This is a genomic window from Streptomyces sp. NPDC055243 (assembly GCF_044544025.1).
Classification (GTDB): Bacteria; Actinomycetota; Actinomycetes; order Streptomycetales; family Streptomycetaceae; genus Streptomyces.
This window is the reverse complement of the sequence record NZ_JBITWR010000002.1, coordinates 636033-652654: the sequence shown is the minus strand read 5'-3', so window position 1 is coordinate 652654 and position 16622 is coordinate 636033. Positions and strand designations below refer to the sequence as shown.

The following is a 16622-nucleotide window of genomic DNA, read 5'->3' as shown; positions in this document are numbered from 1 at the left end:
GTGAACCCTTCGGGTCTGCGGGGTCAGGTGGTTGAGGACGTACGTCGCTGGACCAGCACCGCGGCGACGATGATCGCGCCCTTGGCGATCTGCTGGACGTCGCTCTGGAGGTTGTTGAGCGCGAAGATGTTGGTGATCGTCATGAAGATCAGGACGCCGAGCACGGAGCCGGTGATGGTGCCCCGGCCGCCGCTGAGCAGGGTGCCGCCGATGATCGCGGCGGCGATGGCGTCGAGCTCGTAGAGGTTGCCGTTGGTGTTCTGGCCCGACCCGGAGAGGATGATCAGCAGGAAGGCCGCGATCCCGCAGCAGAGGCCGGAGAGCAGGTAGAGGTAGAGGCGCTGCCTGCGTACGTCGATGCCGGCCAGGCGCGCCGCTTCCGCGTTGCCGCCGACGGCGACCGAGCGCCGCCCGAAGGTGGTGCGGTTCAGGAGCAGCCAGCCGACGACGGTGACGGCCGCGAAGACGAGCACGAGCGGCGGTATGCCGAGGATGTAGGAGTCGCGCTCGCCGAGCTTCAACACCCCGTCCACGGTGACCATTTGGGTCTTGCCGTCGGTGATCTGCAGGGCGAGGCCGCGGCCCGACGCCAGCATGGCCAGCGTCGCGATGAACGGCACCATCCCGCCGTACGCGATGAGCAGGCCGTTGACGAGGCCGCAGGCCATGCCGACGACCACCGCGGTGAACAGGATGCCCGCGAAGCCGTACTCCTGGGTGGCGACCGTGGTGGCCCACACCGAGGCGAGGGCGACGATCGCGCCGACCGAGAGGTCGATGCCGCCGGAGATGATCACGAACGTCATGCCGACCGTGACGACACCGATGACGGACGCCTGGGTGAGGATCAGCTGGACGTTGTCGGTGTCGAGGAACGAGTCGGGCTGGGTGATGCCGCCGATCAGGATCAGGACGGCGAGCACGCCGAGCAGGGACAGCGTCCGCACGTCGGCACGTGCGGTGAGCGACCGCAACGGGCTTGCGCCGTCCGCCGGTCCACTCTTCGATGTGGCGGGCCGTGGCGGCGATGCGGGCTGCGTCATGACGCCGGGCTCCCTTCGAGTACGAGGTCGAGTACGCGGTGTTCGTCGAGGTCACGGGCGGGCGCCGTATGGATGACGCGCCCCTCGCGCAGGACCAGGACGCGGTCGGCGAGGCCGAGGACTTCGGGCACTTCACTGGAGACCAGCAGGACGGCCAGGCCGTCGTCGGCGAGGCGGCGGATCACGGCGTACAGCTCGGCGCGGGCGCCGACGTCCACGCCGCGGGTCGGCTCGTCGAGCAGCAGGACGCGGCAGCCGCGGAGCAGCCAGCGGGCCAGGACGGCCTTTTGCTGGTTCCCGCCGGAGAGCGTGCGCACGGGCGCGGTGGGGTTGTCGGGGCGCAGGGACAGCTCGCGGGTGGCGGTCTGCGCGGCCTTCCGCTCGGCACCCCGGTCGAGCCAACCGCCGCGCGAGAAGCGGGACATGGAGGAGACCGACACGTTGTTGGTGACGGACTCCAGCATCAGCAGGGCCTGCGCCTTGCGCTCCTCGGGGGCCAGGCCGAGCCCGGCACGAACGGCGGCGCGCACGCTGCCGGGCTTCAACACCTGGCCACCCAGCGTCACTTGCCCACTGGTCGCCTTGCGCGCGCCGTAGATGGTCTCCAGGATCTCGGAGCGTCCGGAGCCGACGAGCCCGGCCAGGCCGACGATCTCGCCGGGGCGCAGTTCGAGGTCGAGGGGTTCGAACTCACCGGTGCGGGCGAGGCCCGTGACCTTCAGCACCGCGTCGGTGGTGGGTGGGCCGGCCGGCCGGTCCGGGAAGACGTACTCGACGTTGCGGCCCGTCATCAGGGCGACGACCTCGCGGGTCGGCGTCTCCTTCGCGGGGAGCCCGCCCGCGACCGCGCGGCCGTCCTTGAGGACGGTGACGCGGTCGCCGATGCGGCGGATCTCCTCTAGGCGGTGGGAGATGTAGACGACGGCGACGCCGTCCGCCGTGAGATCGCCGACGATGCGGAAGAGGTTGTCGACCTCGTCCGGGTCCAGGGCGGCCGACGGCTCGTCCATGACGATGAGGCGCACTTCGTGGGAGAGGGCGCGGGCCATGGAGACGATCTGCTGCTGGGCGGCGGAGAGGTCGCCGACGAGCGTTCCCGGGTCGATCTCGCCGTGGCCGAGTCGCCTGAGCAGGGCGGCAGTTGAGGTCTTGGCCTCGCGGCCCTTCACGACGAACCCGGCCGCGGTCGGCTCATGCCCGAGGTGGACGTTCTCGGCGACGGACAGGCCCTCCACCAGGTCGAGCTCCTGGTAGATGGTGGCGATGCCCAGGCGCATGGCGGCGATGGGCGACTTGAGCGTGGTGCGCTCGCCGCGCCAGGTGATCTCGCCGTCGTCGGGCTGGTGGGCCCCGGCGAGGACCTTGATGAGCGTGGACTTCCCGGCGCCGTTCTGGCCGAGGAGGCAGTGCACTTCACCGGCCTGGACCTGGAGGTCGACGCCGTCGAGGGCGCGGACGCCGGGGAACGACTTGGTGATGCCGGACATGGTGAGCAGCGGTGGTTCTGGTGCCATGACGGTTCCCTTGGGCGGGTGCGGCGGGTGCGGCCGGTTTCAGGGCAGGGCGGGGTAGGGCGGTGGCCCCTGCACAGGGGCGGAGACTGTTTCGGAGCAGGGCGAGGCAGCGCGCTGTACTGGGTGAGGTGTGGTGCGTGGCGTCTTACGGGCCGTGCGGGTCGTACATACCGGTCGGGCCGAAGAGGACGGTCAGGCCGGTGAGAACAGGTGGTCGCTGATGAGCCGGGCGCCGCCGATGACTCCGGCGGTCGGCCCCAACTCGCCCAGGACGATGGGGAGGTTGCCGGTCGCCAGGGGCAGCGACTGGCGGTAGACCTGCGTGCGGATGGCGGCGAGCAGCGTATGGCCGAGGCCGGTGACACCGCCGCCGATCACCACGAGGCCGGGGTTGAAGAAGCTGACGAGGCCCGCGATGACCTGACCGGTGCGGTTGCCGCCCGCGCGGATGAGGTCGAGTGCGGTGGCGTCACCGGCGGCCGCGGCCGCGGAGACGTCGATCGCGCTGAGCTTTCCGGCGGCTTCCAGGCGGGTCGCGAGCTCCTGGGAAAGCCCGGCGCCGACGGCGTCCTCGGCGTCGCGGGCCAGTGCCGCGCCGCTGAAGTACGCCTCCAGGCAGCCCTTGTTGCCGCAGGCGCAGGGCCGCCCGTCGGGCTCGACCTGGATGTGGCCGATGTCGCCCGCGCTGCCGGTCACCCCTCGGTAGACCTCACCGCCGACGACGATCCCGCACCCTATGCCGGTGCCGATCTTGACGCAGAGGAAGTCGCCCACGGAGCGTGCGACGCCCGCGTGCTGCTCCCCCATCGCCATCAGGTTCACGTCGTTGTCGACCATGACGGGGCAGCCCAGGTCCTGACTGATGGCCTCCCGTACGGGAAAGCCGTCCCACCCCGGCATGATCGGCGGGGCGACCGGGACGCCTTCGGGGAAGCGGACGGGACCCGGGACGCCGATCCCGGCGCCGTCGAACCCTTCCGCGAGCCCGGAGGCCTTCAACTTGGCCGCCATGGCGAGGACTTGCTCGAAGACCGCGACCGGTCCTTCGCGCACGTCCATGGGCTGGTTGATGTGGCCGAGGACCTCCAGCTCGGCATTGGTCACCGCTACGTCGACCGAGGTCGCGCCGATGTCCACACCGAGGAAGCGGAGGGCGGGGGCCAGGCGGATGTTGTGGGAGCGGCGGCCGCCGCGCGAGGCGGCGAGTCCGTCGGCGACCACGAGTCCGGTCTCCAGGAGCCGGTCCACCTCGACGGCCAGCTTCGACCGCGAGAGGTCGACCTGATCGCCGAGCTGGGCACGGGAGTTGGGCCCTCCGTCACGCAGCAGTCGCAGCAGTCGCGCCTGGTGCGCATTGGCGGGTCGAGCCGTCATACGTCTCACGCGCCCCTCCCCGCCTCAGTGGGCAACTCATGTCGTCCAACTCGTCCCGCCGCGGCGGATTTTCGCCGTCGCGTCGGGCTTTCGAGGGGAACGTAGCAGCGCCTGCCGGGAGTGGGAAGAAGTTGCGCACGAATTACCCATGACTTTCTCCAGTCACAGGACAAAGAGGCGGACAGACGTGTCCCACGGGCATGTCCAAGGGGGCGTACGGACTGAGCCGCGGAGCAGAACCGTACGGCTCAGTCTCCGCGGCTCAGTCCGCGCCGCTCGCTCCGCGCGGCCGACGCGTCAGGCCTCGCGCTCGCGCCGGTGGTAGGTCTCGCGGGTGTGTTCCGTGTGCGCGCGCATGATGTCCGTGGCCGCGCGCTCGTCGCGCTCGGCGATCGCCGCGATCAGCCGGCGGTGCTCGATCCAGGACTGCTTGCCCCGCTGCCTGGCCACCGGCGTGTAGTACCAGCGCACCCGGCGGTCCACCTGCCCGGCCAGCTCGGCCAGGACGACATTGCCCGCGAGCTCCATCACCTTGGCGTGGAAGGCCGCGTTCGTGGTCACCACCAGGTCCACGTCGCCGTCCGCGACGGCCTGCTCGCCCTTGGCGCACAGCTCTTCCAGGGCGGTGATCCCCGCGGTGCCGGTGTTCGCGGCGGCGAGCCGGGCGGCCTCCGCCTCCAGGAGCGTACGGACCGTGAGCAGCTGGTCCGCCTCCTCCTCGGTGGGCTCGTGCACGAACGCGCCCTGTGCGGGGCGCAGATCGACCCAGCCCTCGGTGTTGAGCCGCTGGAGCGCCTCGCGCACCGGCTGCCGCGACACCCCTAGATGCCCGGCGAGTTCGCTCTCCACGAGATGCTGGCCCGGCTGGAGCGCGCGTGTCGTGATGAGTTCGAGCAGCGCTTCGTAGACCCGCTCACGGAGCGGACCTGGGCGTTCCAGCTTGGGCACCGCCCCCTGCGGCAGTCCTGTGGACAACATCGCGGTCCCCTCGTCGACGATTGCCTTTTGTCTACAGTCTACTGAGCACAATGGCCAGCACCAGGGGGAGTCGGTCCGGTCACACGCGCCAGGGGCACGCTAGGGGCAGCGGATGACCTGGCCCGCGTACGACAGGTTCCCGCCGAAGCCGAAGAGCAGCACCGGATCCCCGTGGACGATCTCGCCGCGCTCCACCAGCTTGGACAGGGCGAGCGGGATACTGCCCGCCGAGGTGTTGCCGGAGTTCACGACGTCGCGTGCGACGACCGCGTTGACCGCGCCGATCCGCTCGGCGAGCGGCTCGATGATGCGCAGGTTGGCCTGGTGCAGGACGACGGCGGCCAGGTCCTCGGGGGTGAGACCGGCGCGCTCGCAGGCCTTGCGGGCGAGCGGCGGCAGCTGTGTCGTCGCCCAGCGGTAGACGCTCTGGCCCTCCTGCGCGAACCGCGGGGGCGTGCCCTCGATGCGGACGGCGTTGCCCATCTCGGGCACCGAGCCCCAGAGCACGGGGCCGATGCCGGGCACCTCGCCGGGCGCGCAGGCCTCGACGACGGCCGCGCCCGCCCCGTCCCCGACCAGGACGCAGGTGGTGCGGTCCGTCCAGTCGGCCACCTCGGACATCTTGTCCGCGCCGATCACCAGCGCGCGGGTGGCGCCGCCGGCCCGCACGGCGTGGTCGGCGGTGGCGAGCGCGTGCGTGAAGCCCGCGCAGACGACGTTGATGTCCATGGCGGCCGGTGAGGGGATGCCCAGGCGGGCCGCCACCCGCGCCGCCATGTTCGGCGAGCGGTCGATCGCGGTGGAGGTGGCGACCAGGACGAGGTCGATGGCGTCGGGCGCCAGGCCGGCGGCGGCCACGGCCTTGGCCCCGGCCTGCGCGGCGAGCTCGTCGACCGGCTCCTCGGGGCCCGCGATGTGGCGGGTGCGGATGCCCACGCGGGAGCGGATCCACTCGTCGCTGGTGTCGACCAGGCCCGCCAGGTCCTCGTTGGTGAGGATCTTGGCGGGCTGGTAGTGGCCGACGGCGGCGATGCGTGAGCCGTGCATGTACGGGTCCCCCTTGTTGCCGGAGATGCGGGACCGTCCAGTCTGGTCAGCGACTCACCGGTAACAGGACACGTAATGCGACAGGAATCGGTCTCGGGGTTTGGACACTTCTCATCATCGTGTCACCCGGTGAAGAGCTGTGTGGCCTTGTGTACGAGTTCATACACCCCATATCCGAGCGGAACCCCCACCCAGAGCCAGGCACCGACGATCAGCGCCGTGCGGCGGGGCGGACTACTTGGCGGCGTGCTGGTCGGTGCCGTCATGGGCGGCCTCCCTCGGGGCGGGAATGTGGTGGCGGGCGTGGACGGGACGGACGAACTCGTTCGCCACGAACCCGATGACGAGGAGCCCGATCATGATCGTGAGGGAGAGGCCGTAGAGCCCCGCCCCGTGCTTGCCCGCTTCCTCCTGGCGGTCGGCGACCCAGTTGACGATCAGCGGCCCGAGGACACCGGCCGTGGACCAGGCGGTGAGGAGCCGGCCGTGGATCGCGCCGACCTGGTAGGTCCCGAAGAGGTCCTTCAGATAGGCGGGGATCGTCGCGAAGCCGCCTCCGTAGAAGGAGAGGATCACCAGCGCGCAGACGACGAAGAGCGGTTTCGAGCTGTCCCCGAACTGGACGATCAGCAGGTACATCAGCGCGCCGACGCCGAGGTAGACGCGGTAGACGTTCTTGCGGCCGATCAGGTCGGACATCGAGGACCAGCCAATGCGCCCGGCCATGTTCGCGGCGGAGAGCAGGGCGACGAAGCCCGCCGCGGCGGCGGCCGAGACCGGTGTCGAGGTGTCGGAGAAGAAGTCGGTGATCATCGGCGCCGCCTTCTCCAGGATGCCGATGCCCGCGGTCACGTTCATGCAGAGCACGATCCACAGGCACCAGAACTGGGGCGTGCGCACGGCGGCCCGCGCGGACACCTGCGGCCCGTCGAGCACGCCGGGGGCGCCGGGGGCCCGCGCCCCTTCCGTACGCGGCACCCGCACCAGGAACACGCCGAGCGCCATGAAGGCGGCGTACGTCAGGCCGTGCACGAGGAAGGCGAGCGCGATGCCGTCGGAGTCGGAGCCGAAGGAGTCCAGCATCTGCGCCGACCAGGGCGACGCGATGAGGGCGCCGCCGCCGAAGCCCATGATCGCGATGCCGGTCGCCATGCCGGGGCGGTCGGGGAACCACTTGATCAGTGTCGACACGGGCGAGATGTAGCCGATGCCCAGACCGATGCCGCCGACGAAGCCGTAGCCGAAGACGATCAGCCAGTACTGACCGATCGCCGCGCCGAGTGCCGCGATCAGGAAGCCGGACGAGAAGCAGACGAGGGCGACCGTCATCGCCCAGCGCGGGCCGTTGCGCTCCACGAGGGTGCCGCCGAAGGCCGCCGAGAGGCCGAGCATCACGATGCCGAGCTGGAAGGGGAGCGCGCTCTGCGTGCCGCTGAGGTGGAGCGCTGATTCCAGCGGGGGCTTGAAGACGCTCCAGGCGTAGGCCTGGCCGATGGAGAGGTGGACGGACAGGGCGGCGGGCGGTACGAGCCAGCGGCTCCATCCCGGAGGTGCGACGGGGGGCCTCATGATCCAGAACAGTAGGAATCAAGTGGGGAGTTGGGAAGAGGCGGAACCGATTCCGTCGACGGTATGCAATCTGCCGCGCGACCCCTTGCTGGGCCAACTTCCATACTGTAGACAATATTCCATCGACTGTTATGGCATGCGATGTAGTCCGTCACGAGCATGCGATGTCGACCCTGAGCCTTCTTCGGATCCCTCAACCGAACGGAGCGCGCCACCGTGAAAGTCGCAGTCCTCGGCGCCGGTGCGATCGGCGCCTATGTCGGAGCCGCGCTGCACCGCGCCGGTGCCGACGTCCATCTCGTCGCCCGTGGACCGCATCTCGCGGCCATGAGGCAGCACGGAGTACGTGTCCACAGCCCGCGCGGCGACTTCACCGCGCGGGCCCACGCCACCGACGACCCGGCCGACATCGGCCCCGTCGACTTCGTCTTCCTGGGCCTGAAGGCCAACTCGTACGCGGCGTGCGGGCCGCTGATCGAGCCGCTCCTGCACGACAGGACGGCGGTGATAGCCGCCCAGAACGGCATCCCCTGGTGGTACTTCCACCGGCACGGCGGCCCGCACGACGGCCACCGCGTCAGCAGCGTGGACCCCGACGGCGCGGTCAGTGCGGTGATCGCGCCCGAGCGGGCCGTCGGATGCGTCGTCTACGCGGCGACGGAGCTGGAAGGGCCGGGAGTCGTCCGGCACCTGGAAGGCACCCGGTTCTCCATCGGGGAGCCCGACCGCTCGCGCTCCGAGCGCTGTCTCGCCTTCAGCGACGCGATGCGGGCGGGCGGCCTGAAGTGCCCCGTCGAACCCGAACTGCGCGGCGACATCTGGATCAAGCTGCTCGGCAACATCTCCTTCAACCCGATCAGCGCGCTGGCCCGCGCCACGATGCGCGAGATGTGCCTGCACGGCGGCACCCGCCGCGTCATCGAGATCATGATGAACGAGACGCTCTCCGTCGCGGCGGCGCTCGGCTGCCGCCCCGACATCTCCGTGGAGCGGCGCCTTGCGGGCGCCGAGCGCGTGGGCGACCACCGCACCTCCACCCTCCAGGACCTGGAGCGCGGCAAACCGCTGGAACTCGACGTGCTGCTCGCGGCCGTCGTGGAACTCGCGGAGATCACCGGAGTCCCGGTGCCAACGCTGCGCACCGTCCACGCCATCTCCGATCTGCTGGCCGACCGCATGAGGAGCGCGGCATGAGCGAGAACATGAGGAGCGCGGCATGAGCAAGAAACGGGACCGGGTGCCCAAGACGTACGCCCGGCTCACCCACCCCCTCGTACGCGACTCGCGCGACGAGCCGCTGCGCCGGGCCACCTGGGACGAGGCGCTGACCCGGACGGCGGCGGGACTACAGGCCGCGCGCGGCGCGTTCGGCATGTTCTCCTGCGCCCGCGCGACCAACGAAATGAACTACGTGGCGCAGAAGTTCGCCCGCGTGGTGATGGGCACGAACAACGTCGACTCCTGCAACCGCACCTGCCACGCACCGAGCGTCGCGGGCCTCTCCGCAGCCTTCGGTTCAGGCGGCGGCACGTCTTCTTATGAAGAGGTCGAGCACACCGACCTGATCGTGATGTGGGGCTCCAACGCCCGCTTCGCGCACCCGATCTTCTTCCAGCACGTCCTGAAGGGGATCAGGAACGGCGCCCGCATGTACGCCGTCGACCCGCGCCGCACCAAGACCGCCGAGTGGGCGGAGAGCTGGCTCGGCCTGAACGTCGGCACGGACATCCCGATGGCGCACGCGATCGGCCGCGAGATCATCCACGCGGGTCTGGCCAACCGGGCGTTCATCGAGCGCGCCACGTCCGGCTTCGAGGAGTACGCGGCCCTGGTGGAGCCCTGGACGCTCTCGCTCGCCGAGAAGGTGACGGGCGTACCGGCCGCCGCCATCAGGGAGTTGGCGCACGCCTTCGCGCGGGCCGAGCGGGCGCAGCTGTGCTGGACGCTCGGCATCACCGAGCACCACAACGGCACGGACAACGTCCGCGCGCTGATCAACCTCTCGCTCCTGACCGGCCACGTGGGGCGCTACGGCTCGGGCCTCCAGCCCCTGCGCGGGCAGAACAACGTGCAGGGCGGCGGCGACATGGGCGCGATCCCCAACCGCCTGCCCGGCTTCCAGGACATCCTCGACCCCGAGACCCGGCGGAAGTTCGAGACGGCGTGGGGCACGGTCATCCAGCCGCGCTACGGGCTGAACCTGACGGAGATGTTCGAGGCGATGGACGAGGGCGGGCTCAAGGCCGTCTACTGCATCGGCGAGAACCCCGCGCAGTCGGAGGCGGACAGCGAGCAGGCGATGCGCCGGATGCGGGCCCTGGACTTCTTCGTGGTCCAGGACATCTTCCTCACCAAGACCGCCGAGCTGGCCGACGTCGTCCTTCCGGCGACCGCCGCCTGGGCGGAGACCGACGGGACGACGACCAACAGCGAGCGGCGCGTGCAGCGGGTGCGCAAGGCCCTGCGGCCGCCCGGCGAGGCGCGCGAGGACATCGACATCCTCTGCGACCTCGCCGAACGGCTCGGCCACGACTGGAAGTACGCGGACGCGCAGGCCGTCTGGGACGAGCTGCGCTCGGTGTCGCCGGACCACTGGGGCATGACGTACGACCGTCTCGAGTCCCTGCAGGGCATCCAGTGGCCCTGCCCTTCGGAGGACCGGGTCGAACCGACGTACCTGCACGGCCGGTTGTGGGACGCGGACCCCGCGCGGCGCGGCACGCTCGCGCCTTTCGGGCTGGTCGCGCACGATCCGCCGGTGGACCTCACGGACGACTCCTACCCGATCCGGCTGACGACGGGACGGCGGCTCGACTCCTACAACACCGGGGTGCAGAGCGGGAGTTTCGCCTCTCCGCTGCGGCGTGGCGAGTACGTCGAGCTGTGCCCGGAGGACGCGGAGCGGTACGGGGTCGTGGTCGGCGAACAGGTGCGGGTGACCTCGCGGCGCGGTGCGGTGACGGCGCCCGTGTGGGTGGACCCCGGACTCCGCCCCGGTCTGGCCTTCATGACCATGCACTTTCCCGACGAGGTCGACACCAACCAGCTGACGATCGAGGCCAATTGCCCGATCGCGGGCACGGCGGAGTTCAAGGCGTCGGCGATACGTATCGAGAAGCTGATCGACGAGCTGGCCCAGCCAGTCAGGTGAAGTGAGGGTGACGCATGGATCTGCACTTCGGTGACAGCAAGCCGACGGACGAGGAGCGGGCGGCCGTCGACGCGGTCCTCGGGCCGCCCGGGTCCGCCTGGGAGGGGGCCGCCGACCGCAGCGACGCGGACCTGCGGTGGGCGCGGGGAGGCCGTGCGGCGCGGGAGCGGCGGGACGAGCTGTTGCCGGGGCTGCACGCGCTCAACGACCGCGTGGGGTGGGTGAGCGAGGGGGGCCTGGACTACCTCTGCCGGCGGCTGATGGTGCCGCCGGCGGAGGGGTACGGGGTGGCCACGTTCTACTCCATGTTCGCGGTCCGGCCGCGTCCGGCGACGGTGGTTCGGGTGTGTACGGACCTTGCGTGCGGGGGCGGTGCGGAGCTGTGCGGGGAGGTGGAGGCGCGGCTCGGCCCGGAGTCCGGGGTTGCTGTCGAGCGGTCGCCCTGCCTGGGCCTGTGTGAGAGGGCTCCGGCTGCGTTGGTGGTGCGGGCGGGTGTGCCTGCGGCGCTTCCTTCCCCAACCCCGCCCCTTCCCGAAAACCCGCTGGCGCGGGGGCCTGGCGTGACCGCCGATCGCCTTGACGGCTCGTCCTCAAACGCCGGACGGGCTGAAAGATCACGGCCGGGAGAAGGAGTTTCAGCCCGTCCGGCGTTTGAGGACGAACTCGGCGGAGCCGGTGATCAACGGCAACCAAGGCCCCCGCGCCAGAGCGGGTTTTCGGGAAGGGGCGGGGTTGGGGAGAAGACTTACGTCACCGCAACCATCGCCCCAGCCGCACCCGACACCCTCACCCAAGCGGCCCTCGCCCCGGAAGCCGCCCCCGCCGAGCCCCCAGCGGCACTCGCCGTCCCCCAGGCAGGCCAGGACGGCCTCCTCCTGCTCAGCAGGATCGGCAAGGTGGACCCCTCCTCCCTGGACGACTACCGCGCCCACGGCGGCTACACCGCCCTGCGCCACGCCTTCGCCATCGGCCCCGCCGCCGTCATCCGCGAAGTGACCGACTCCGGCCTCGTCGGCCGGGGCGGCGCCGCCTTCCCCACGGGTAGGAAGTGGCAGGCCACCGCCGCACAACCCGACCATCCCCACTACCTCGTCTGCAATGCCGACGAGTCCGAGCCCGGCACCTTCAAGGACCGGGTGATCATGGAGGGCGACCCGTACTCGCTCATCGAGTCGATGACCATCGCGGGGTACGCCACCGGCGCCCACCTCGGCTACCTCTATCTCCGCGGCGAGTACCCCCGCGCCCTGGAGCGGCTCACCCACGCCATCGCACAGGCCCGCGCGCGCGGGCTTCTCGGGGACGACGTCCTCGGGCAGGGGTACGCCTTCGACATCGAGATCCGGCGCGGCGCGGGCGCCTACATCTGCGGGGAGGAGACCGCCCTCTTCAACTCCATCGAGGGGTATCGGGGAGAGCCGCGCTCCAAGCCGCCCTTCCCGGTCGAGAAGGGGCTCTTCGGCAAACCCACCGCCGAGAACAACGTCGAGACCCTCGTCAACGTGCTGCCCGTCCTCAGCATGGGCGCACAGGCCTACGCCGCCATCGGCACCGCCAAGTCCACCGGGCCCAAGCTCTTCTGCGTCTCCGGCAGTGTCGAGCGCCCCGGCATCTACGAGCTTCCCTTCGGCGCCACCCTCCGCGAGCTCCTCACCCTCTCCGGGATGCCGGACAACCTCCGCGCCGTCCTCCTGGGCGGCGCGGCCGGAGGCTTCGTACGGCCCGACGAGCTCGACATCCCGCTCACCTTCGAAGGGACCAGGGACGCGGGCACCACCCTCGGCTCCGGGGTGGTCCTCGCCCTGGACGACACCGTGCCGCTCCCCCGCGTCCTGCTGCGCATCGCCGAGTTCTTCCGCGACGAGTCCTGCGGGCAGTGCGTGCCCTGCCGGGTCGGCACCGTCCGGCAGGAGGAGGCCCTGCACCGCATCGTCGAGCGGACCGGGGCGGAGGCCGCCGGGGACATCGCGCTCCTGCGCGAGGTGGGGCGGACCATGCGGGACGCCTCCATCTGCGGGCTCGGCCAGACCGCGTGGAACGCCGTGGAATCCGCCATCGACCGTCTGGGGGCGTACAAGTGACCGCCGTACCGCTGGGAATCCCGCGCCGTCTCGTCGAGTTCACGCTGGACGGGCAGGACGCCAGAGTGCCCGAGGGGGCGACCATCCTGGAGGCCTGCCGGGCCGCGGGCAAGGACGTCCCGACCCTCTGCGAGGGCGACACGCTGACCCCGAAGAACGCCTGCCGGGTGTGTGTCGTCGAGGTCGAGGGCGCCCGTACCCTCGCCCCGGCCTGCTCGCGCCTGGCCGAGCCGGGCATGACCGTGCTCACCGACACCGAGCGCACCCGGCACAGCAGGAAGGTGGTCCTTGAGCTGCTCGCCTCGTCCGTCGACATGTCGACCACGCCGAAGGTCGCGGGCTGGCTCAAGGAGTACGACGCCAAGCCCGACCGCTTCGGCCCGGACGCCGCGCGGCTCAACGAGGAGCCCCGTATCGACAACGACCTCTACGTGCGCGACTACGACAAGTGCATCCTCTGCTACAAGTGCGTCGACGCCTGCGGCGACCAGTGGCAGAACACGTTCGCCATCTCCGTGGTGGGCCGCGGCTTCGACGCCCGGATCGCCGTCGAGCACGACGGTCCGCTGACCGAATCCGCGTGCGTGTACTGCGGCAACTGCATCGAGGTCTGTCCGACCGGGGCCCTCAGCTTCAAGTCCGAGTTCGACATGCGGGCGGCGGGGACCTGGGACGAGGAGCGGCAGACGGAGACGACGACGGTGTGCGCGTACTGCGGAGTCGGCTGCAACCTGACCCTGCACGTGCAGGACAATGACATCGTGAAGGTCACCTCACCGCACGACAATCCGGTGACCCACGGCAACCTCTGCATCAAGGGCCGTTTCGGCTACCAGCACGTACAGAACCGGGACTGATCGACATGGGACGAGTCACGGAGCGCCGTCGCGTCATCCGCATCAGGGACGGGGCCGTCACCGAGCGGCCGGACACCCTGGTCGCGGAGGAGCCGCTGGAGATCCGGCTGAACGGGAAGCCGCTCGCCATCACGATGCGCACGCCGGGTGACGACTTCGCGCTCGCGGCGGGCTTCCTGGTGAGCGAGGGGGTGCTCGGCTCGGCGGACGAGCTCCAGTCCATCGTCTACTGCGCCGGGGCCACGGCGGACGGCGTGAACACGTACAACGTGGTCGACGTGAAGACCGCTCCGGGGCTCGTCCTGCCCGACATCACCCTCGAACGCAACGTCTACACCACCTCGTCCTGCGGCCTGTGCGGCAAGGCGAGCCTGGACGCGGTCCGCACGACGGCCCGCTGGGCGATCGACGACACGGACGGCGGCGCCACTGCCCCGGTCCGGCTCGGGACCGAGCTGCTCGCGTGCCTCCCCGACCGGCTGCGGGCGGCGCAGCGGGTCTTCGACCGGACCGGGGGCCTGCACGCGGCGGCCCTCTTCTCCGAGGACGGCGAACTGCTCGACGTACGGGAGGACGTGGGGCGGCACAACGCGGTCGACAAGCTCGTCGGGCGCGCCCTCCAGGACGACCGCCTGCCGCTGTCGCGCTCCGTGCTGCTCGTGTCGGGGCGCGCCTCGTTCGAGCTGGCGCAGAAGGCGGTGATGGCGGGCATTCCGGTGCTCGCCGCCGTCTCCGCGCCCTCCTCCCTCGCCGTCGATCTGGCCGCCGAGACGGGCCTGACCCTGGTCGGCTTCCTGCGCGGCTCCTCCATGAACGTGTACGCGGGCGAGCACCGGATCGCCGTGCGGGCCTCGGCCTCCCAGGGCTGACCGGCCGCTCCCCGCTGCACGGCGGCGGGACCCCGACCGGCGGGGAGCGCCCCCTGCGCCGGCGGGGTCCCGGGCCCGCTCCGCGGGTCCGGCCTCCTGACCTGGCTGCGTCCATTCGTGCCACGCACGCTTCTTGTGGGGTGTCGAGCCTCCCAAGTAGCGTCTGTGGCGCGAACGTTGGACGTGGGATGTCAGGATGTCCAGTCACCTTGAAGGGTGGGCCGCGCCATGCCATCAGCTCTCCGTTTACGCCTCAGATCCCTGCGCACCGCCACGGCCGCGCTGACCGTCGTCGCCGTCGGGGCGCTGCTCCCCGGGCCCACGGCGCAGGCCGCGCCGGACGACGCCCGTGCGGCGGGGTTCGAGCAGCAGGTGCTCTTCAAGGCCTCGCAGGACCCCGGGTACGCCTGCTATCGCATCCCCGCCGTGGTCAAGACGGTCAAGGGCACGCTCCTCGCGTTCGCCGAGGGGCGGGTGAACGACTGCAGTGACGCGGGCGACATAGACATCGTGCTCAAGCGCTCGCACGACGGCGGACGCACCTGGAGTCCGCTCCAGGTCGTCAACGAGGGCGCGGGCGACACGCACGGCAACCCCGCCCCGATCGTGGACCGCAGGACCGGCCGCGTCCACCTGGCGGAGACGTACAACACCGGCCGCACGGACGGCGGGAACTGCGCCGTCCCCTGCGACCGCACCCCGCACCTCCAGTACAGCGACGACGACGGCCGCAGCTGGTCGGCGCCGCGCGACCTGAGCGACCAGATCCTGCCCGAGGACTGGAACTCCTGGTACGCGACCGGCCCCGTGCACGGCCTCCAGCTGACCCGCGGCCGGCACGCCGGGCGGCTCGTCTTCACCGCCAACACCGAGACCTGGGACGGCAGCCGGGTCACCGCGAACCACGCGGCACTGATCGTCAGCGACGACGGCGGCGACAACTGGCGGATCGGCGCCAAGGACTCGTACCCGATAGCGGCCGCCGACGGCACCTTCCGGCAGAAGCCGTCGGAGATGACCATCACGGAGCGCCCGGACGGGGCGGTCTACGTCAGCGGGCGCGAGCAGGACGGCACCGACCTGGGGCATCGCACGCACACGGTCAGCCGGGACGGGGGCGACAGCTTCGCCGCGCCGTTCAAGGCCATCCCCGATCTCTACACGCCCCAAGTGCAGGGCTCCACGCTCCAGTTCGGCAAGCGGATGCTGCTCGCCTGCCCCGGTGACCCCGACCGCCGCCGCACGATGCAGATCCGCTCCTCCTACGACGGCGGCCGCACCTGGGACAGCGTGGACCGCGGCACGACGGTGACCACGGACTGGTCGGGCTACTCGGACATGGTGCGGGCCGACGGCGAGCACGTGGGCCTGATGTACGAGGGCGGCGCGGTCGACGCCCGCGACGAGATCCGCTTCGCGCGCTTCACCGAGGACTGGCTCCAGCCGCGCCGCGGCCCGGACCCGACGACCGCCGACCGCGCTCCGCACGCGAAGCCCGCGGCCGTCCTCGGCGGGGCGTCCACGACCGACGGCCGGTTCGGCGGGGCCATCGCCTTCGACGGCACGAACGACGCCGTGCGCCTGCCCTTCCGCAGCCAGCTCCCGCTCGGCACGAAGGACTTCACGGCATCGCTGTGGTTCCGCTACTCCGCGACCAGCGGTGAGCAGCCGCTGCTGTGGATGGGCGGCATCGGGACCAACCAGCCGCAGGTGTGGCTGCGCGGCGAACCCGCGAGCAACCGCGTCACGGGCCTGATCACCACGCGCGACGGCTCCACTCCTCCGAGGTCCGCGTCCGTGCGCACCACGGGTGCCTACAACGACGGCCAGTGGCACCACATCGCACTGCGCAGGGGCGGCGGGCAGCTCACCCTGTCCGTCGACGGCACCCGGATCACCACCGCCGACGTCCCGGGCACGGTCACCCGCACCTCGGGGTACGGCTTCCACGTCGGCCAGCGGGTCGACAGCCGCGCCCACTTCACGGGTGCGATCGACGAGGTACGCGTCTACGACCGGGCCTTGAGCGACGCGGAACTCACCGGGCTCGGCACGGACGGCGGCGCCAAGGCCCCTGTGACGCGGGACACCGTGGCACGGCTCCCCATGGACCACATCCGCCCGAGCAACTAACGTCCC

The 16622-nt window shown here is 71.1% G+C and carries 12 protein-coding genes; 6 read left to right on the top strand and 6 right to left on the bottom strand.

The annotated features are described in order from the left end of the window. Positions 1-23: 23 nt before the first annotated feature. The 6 genes from ACIGXX_RS07770 to ACIGXX_RS07745 form a co-directional block, all read right to left on the bottom strand. Positions 24-1043, bottom strand: coding sequence for an ABC transporter permease (locus ACIGXX_RS07770; RefSeq protein WP_351160765.1), 1020 nt, complete (start codon positions 1041-1043; stop codon positions 24-26). Next, positions 1040-2557, bottom strand: a complete 1518-nt coding sequence (locus tag ACIGXX_RS07765; protein ID WP_399973650.1) for a sugar ABC transporter ATP-binding protein — start codon at positions 2555-2557, stop codon at positions 1040-1042. Before ACIGXX_RS07765 ends, ACIGXX_RS07770 begins: the two co-directional genes overlap by 4 nt. A gap of 192 nt (positions 2558-2749) precedes the next feature. Further along, complete coding sequence (locus ACIGXX_RS07760) at positions 2750-3931, bottom strand: ROK family transcriptional regulator (RefSeq protein WP_351160760.1); 1182 nt, start codon at positions 3929-3931, stop codon at positions 2750-2752. 297 nt (positions 3932-4228) lie between these two features. Then, the gene (locus ACIGXX_RS07755; RefSeq protein WP_351159310.1) at positions 4229-4909 is read right to left on the bottom strand and encodes a GntR family transcriptional regulator; all 681 of its coding nucleotides are present in this window, start codon (positions 4907-4909) and stop codon (positions 4229-4231) included. A 99-nt stretch (positions 4910-5008) separates the two neighbouring features. Next, a complete protein-coding gene (locus tag ACIGXX_RS07750; RefSeq protein WP_351159308.1) occupies positions 5009-5956 on the bottom strand; it encodes a beta-ketoacyl-ACP synthase III in 948 nt (315 codons plus the stop codon). Between the two features lie 234 nt (positions 5957-6190). Continuing rightward, entirely contained in the window at positions 6191-7525 is a 1335-nt protein-coding gene (locus tag ACIGXX_RS07745) for an OFA family MFS transporter (RefSeq protein WP_399973644.1), read from the bottom strand. A 216-nt stretch (positions 7526-7741) separates the two neighbouring features. Here ACIGXX_RS07745 and ACIGXX_RS07740 point away from each other — a divergent pair, with 216 nt between their 5' ends. The 6 genes from ACIGXX_RS07740 to ACIGXX_RS07715 all read left to right on the top strand — a co-directional run bounded on the left by ACIGXX_RS07740 (position 7742) and on the right by ACIGXX_RS07715 (position 16616). Further along, the gene (locus ACIGXX_RS07740) at positions 7742-8719 is read left to right on the top strand and encodes a 2-dehydropantoate 2-reductase (protein WP_351159302.1); all 978 of its coding nucleotides are present in this window, start codon (positions 7742-7744) and stop codon (positions 8717-8719) included. A gap of 22 nt (positions 8720-8741) precedes the next feature. Continuing rightward, complete coding sequence (locus ACIGXX_RS07735) at positions 8742-10676, top strand: molybdopterin oxidoreductase family protein (RefSeq protein WP_399973641.1); 1935 nt, start codon at positions 8742-8744, stop codon at positions 10674-10676. A 14-nt stretch (positions 10677-10690) separates the two neighbouring features. Further along, positions 10691-12757: an NADH-ubiquinone oxidoreductase-F iron-sulfur binding region domain-containing protein gene (locus ACIGXX_RS07730; protein WP_399973638.1), complete on the top strand. Its 2067-nt coding sequence runs from the start codon at positions 10691-10693 to the stop codon at positions 12755-12757. Beyond that, entirely contained in the window at positions 12754-13614 is an 861-nt protein-coding gene (locus ACIGXX_RS07725) for a 2Fe-2S iron-sulfur cluster-binding protein (RefSeq protein ID WP_351159294.1), read from the top strand. The genes ACIGXX_RS07730 and ACIGXX_RS07725 overlap by 4 nt, the downstream gene beginning before the upstream one ends. 5 nt (positions 13615-13619) lie before the next feature. Continuing rightward, the gene (fdhD, locus tag ACIGXX_RS07720; RefSeq protein ID WP_351159291.1) at positions 13620-14483 is read left to right on the top strand and encodes a formate dehydrogenase accessory sulfurtransferase FdhD; all 864 of its coding nucleotides are present in this window, start codon (positions 13620-13622) and stop codon (positions 14481-14483) included. Positions 14484-14711: 228 nt separating this feature from the next. Then, entirely contained in the window at positions 14712-16616 is a 1905-nt protein-coding gene (locus ACIGXX_RS07715; protein ID WP_399973634.1) for an exo-alpha-sialidase, read from the top strand. The last annotated feature ends 6 nt before the right edge of the window (positions 16617-16622 follow it).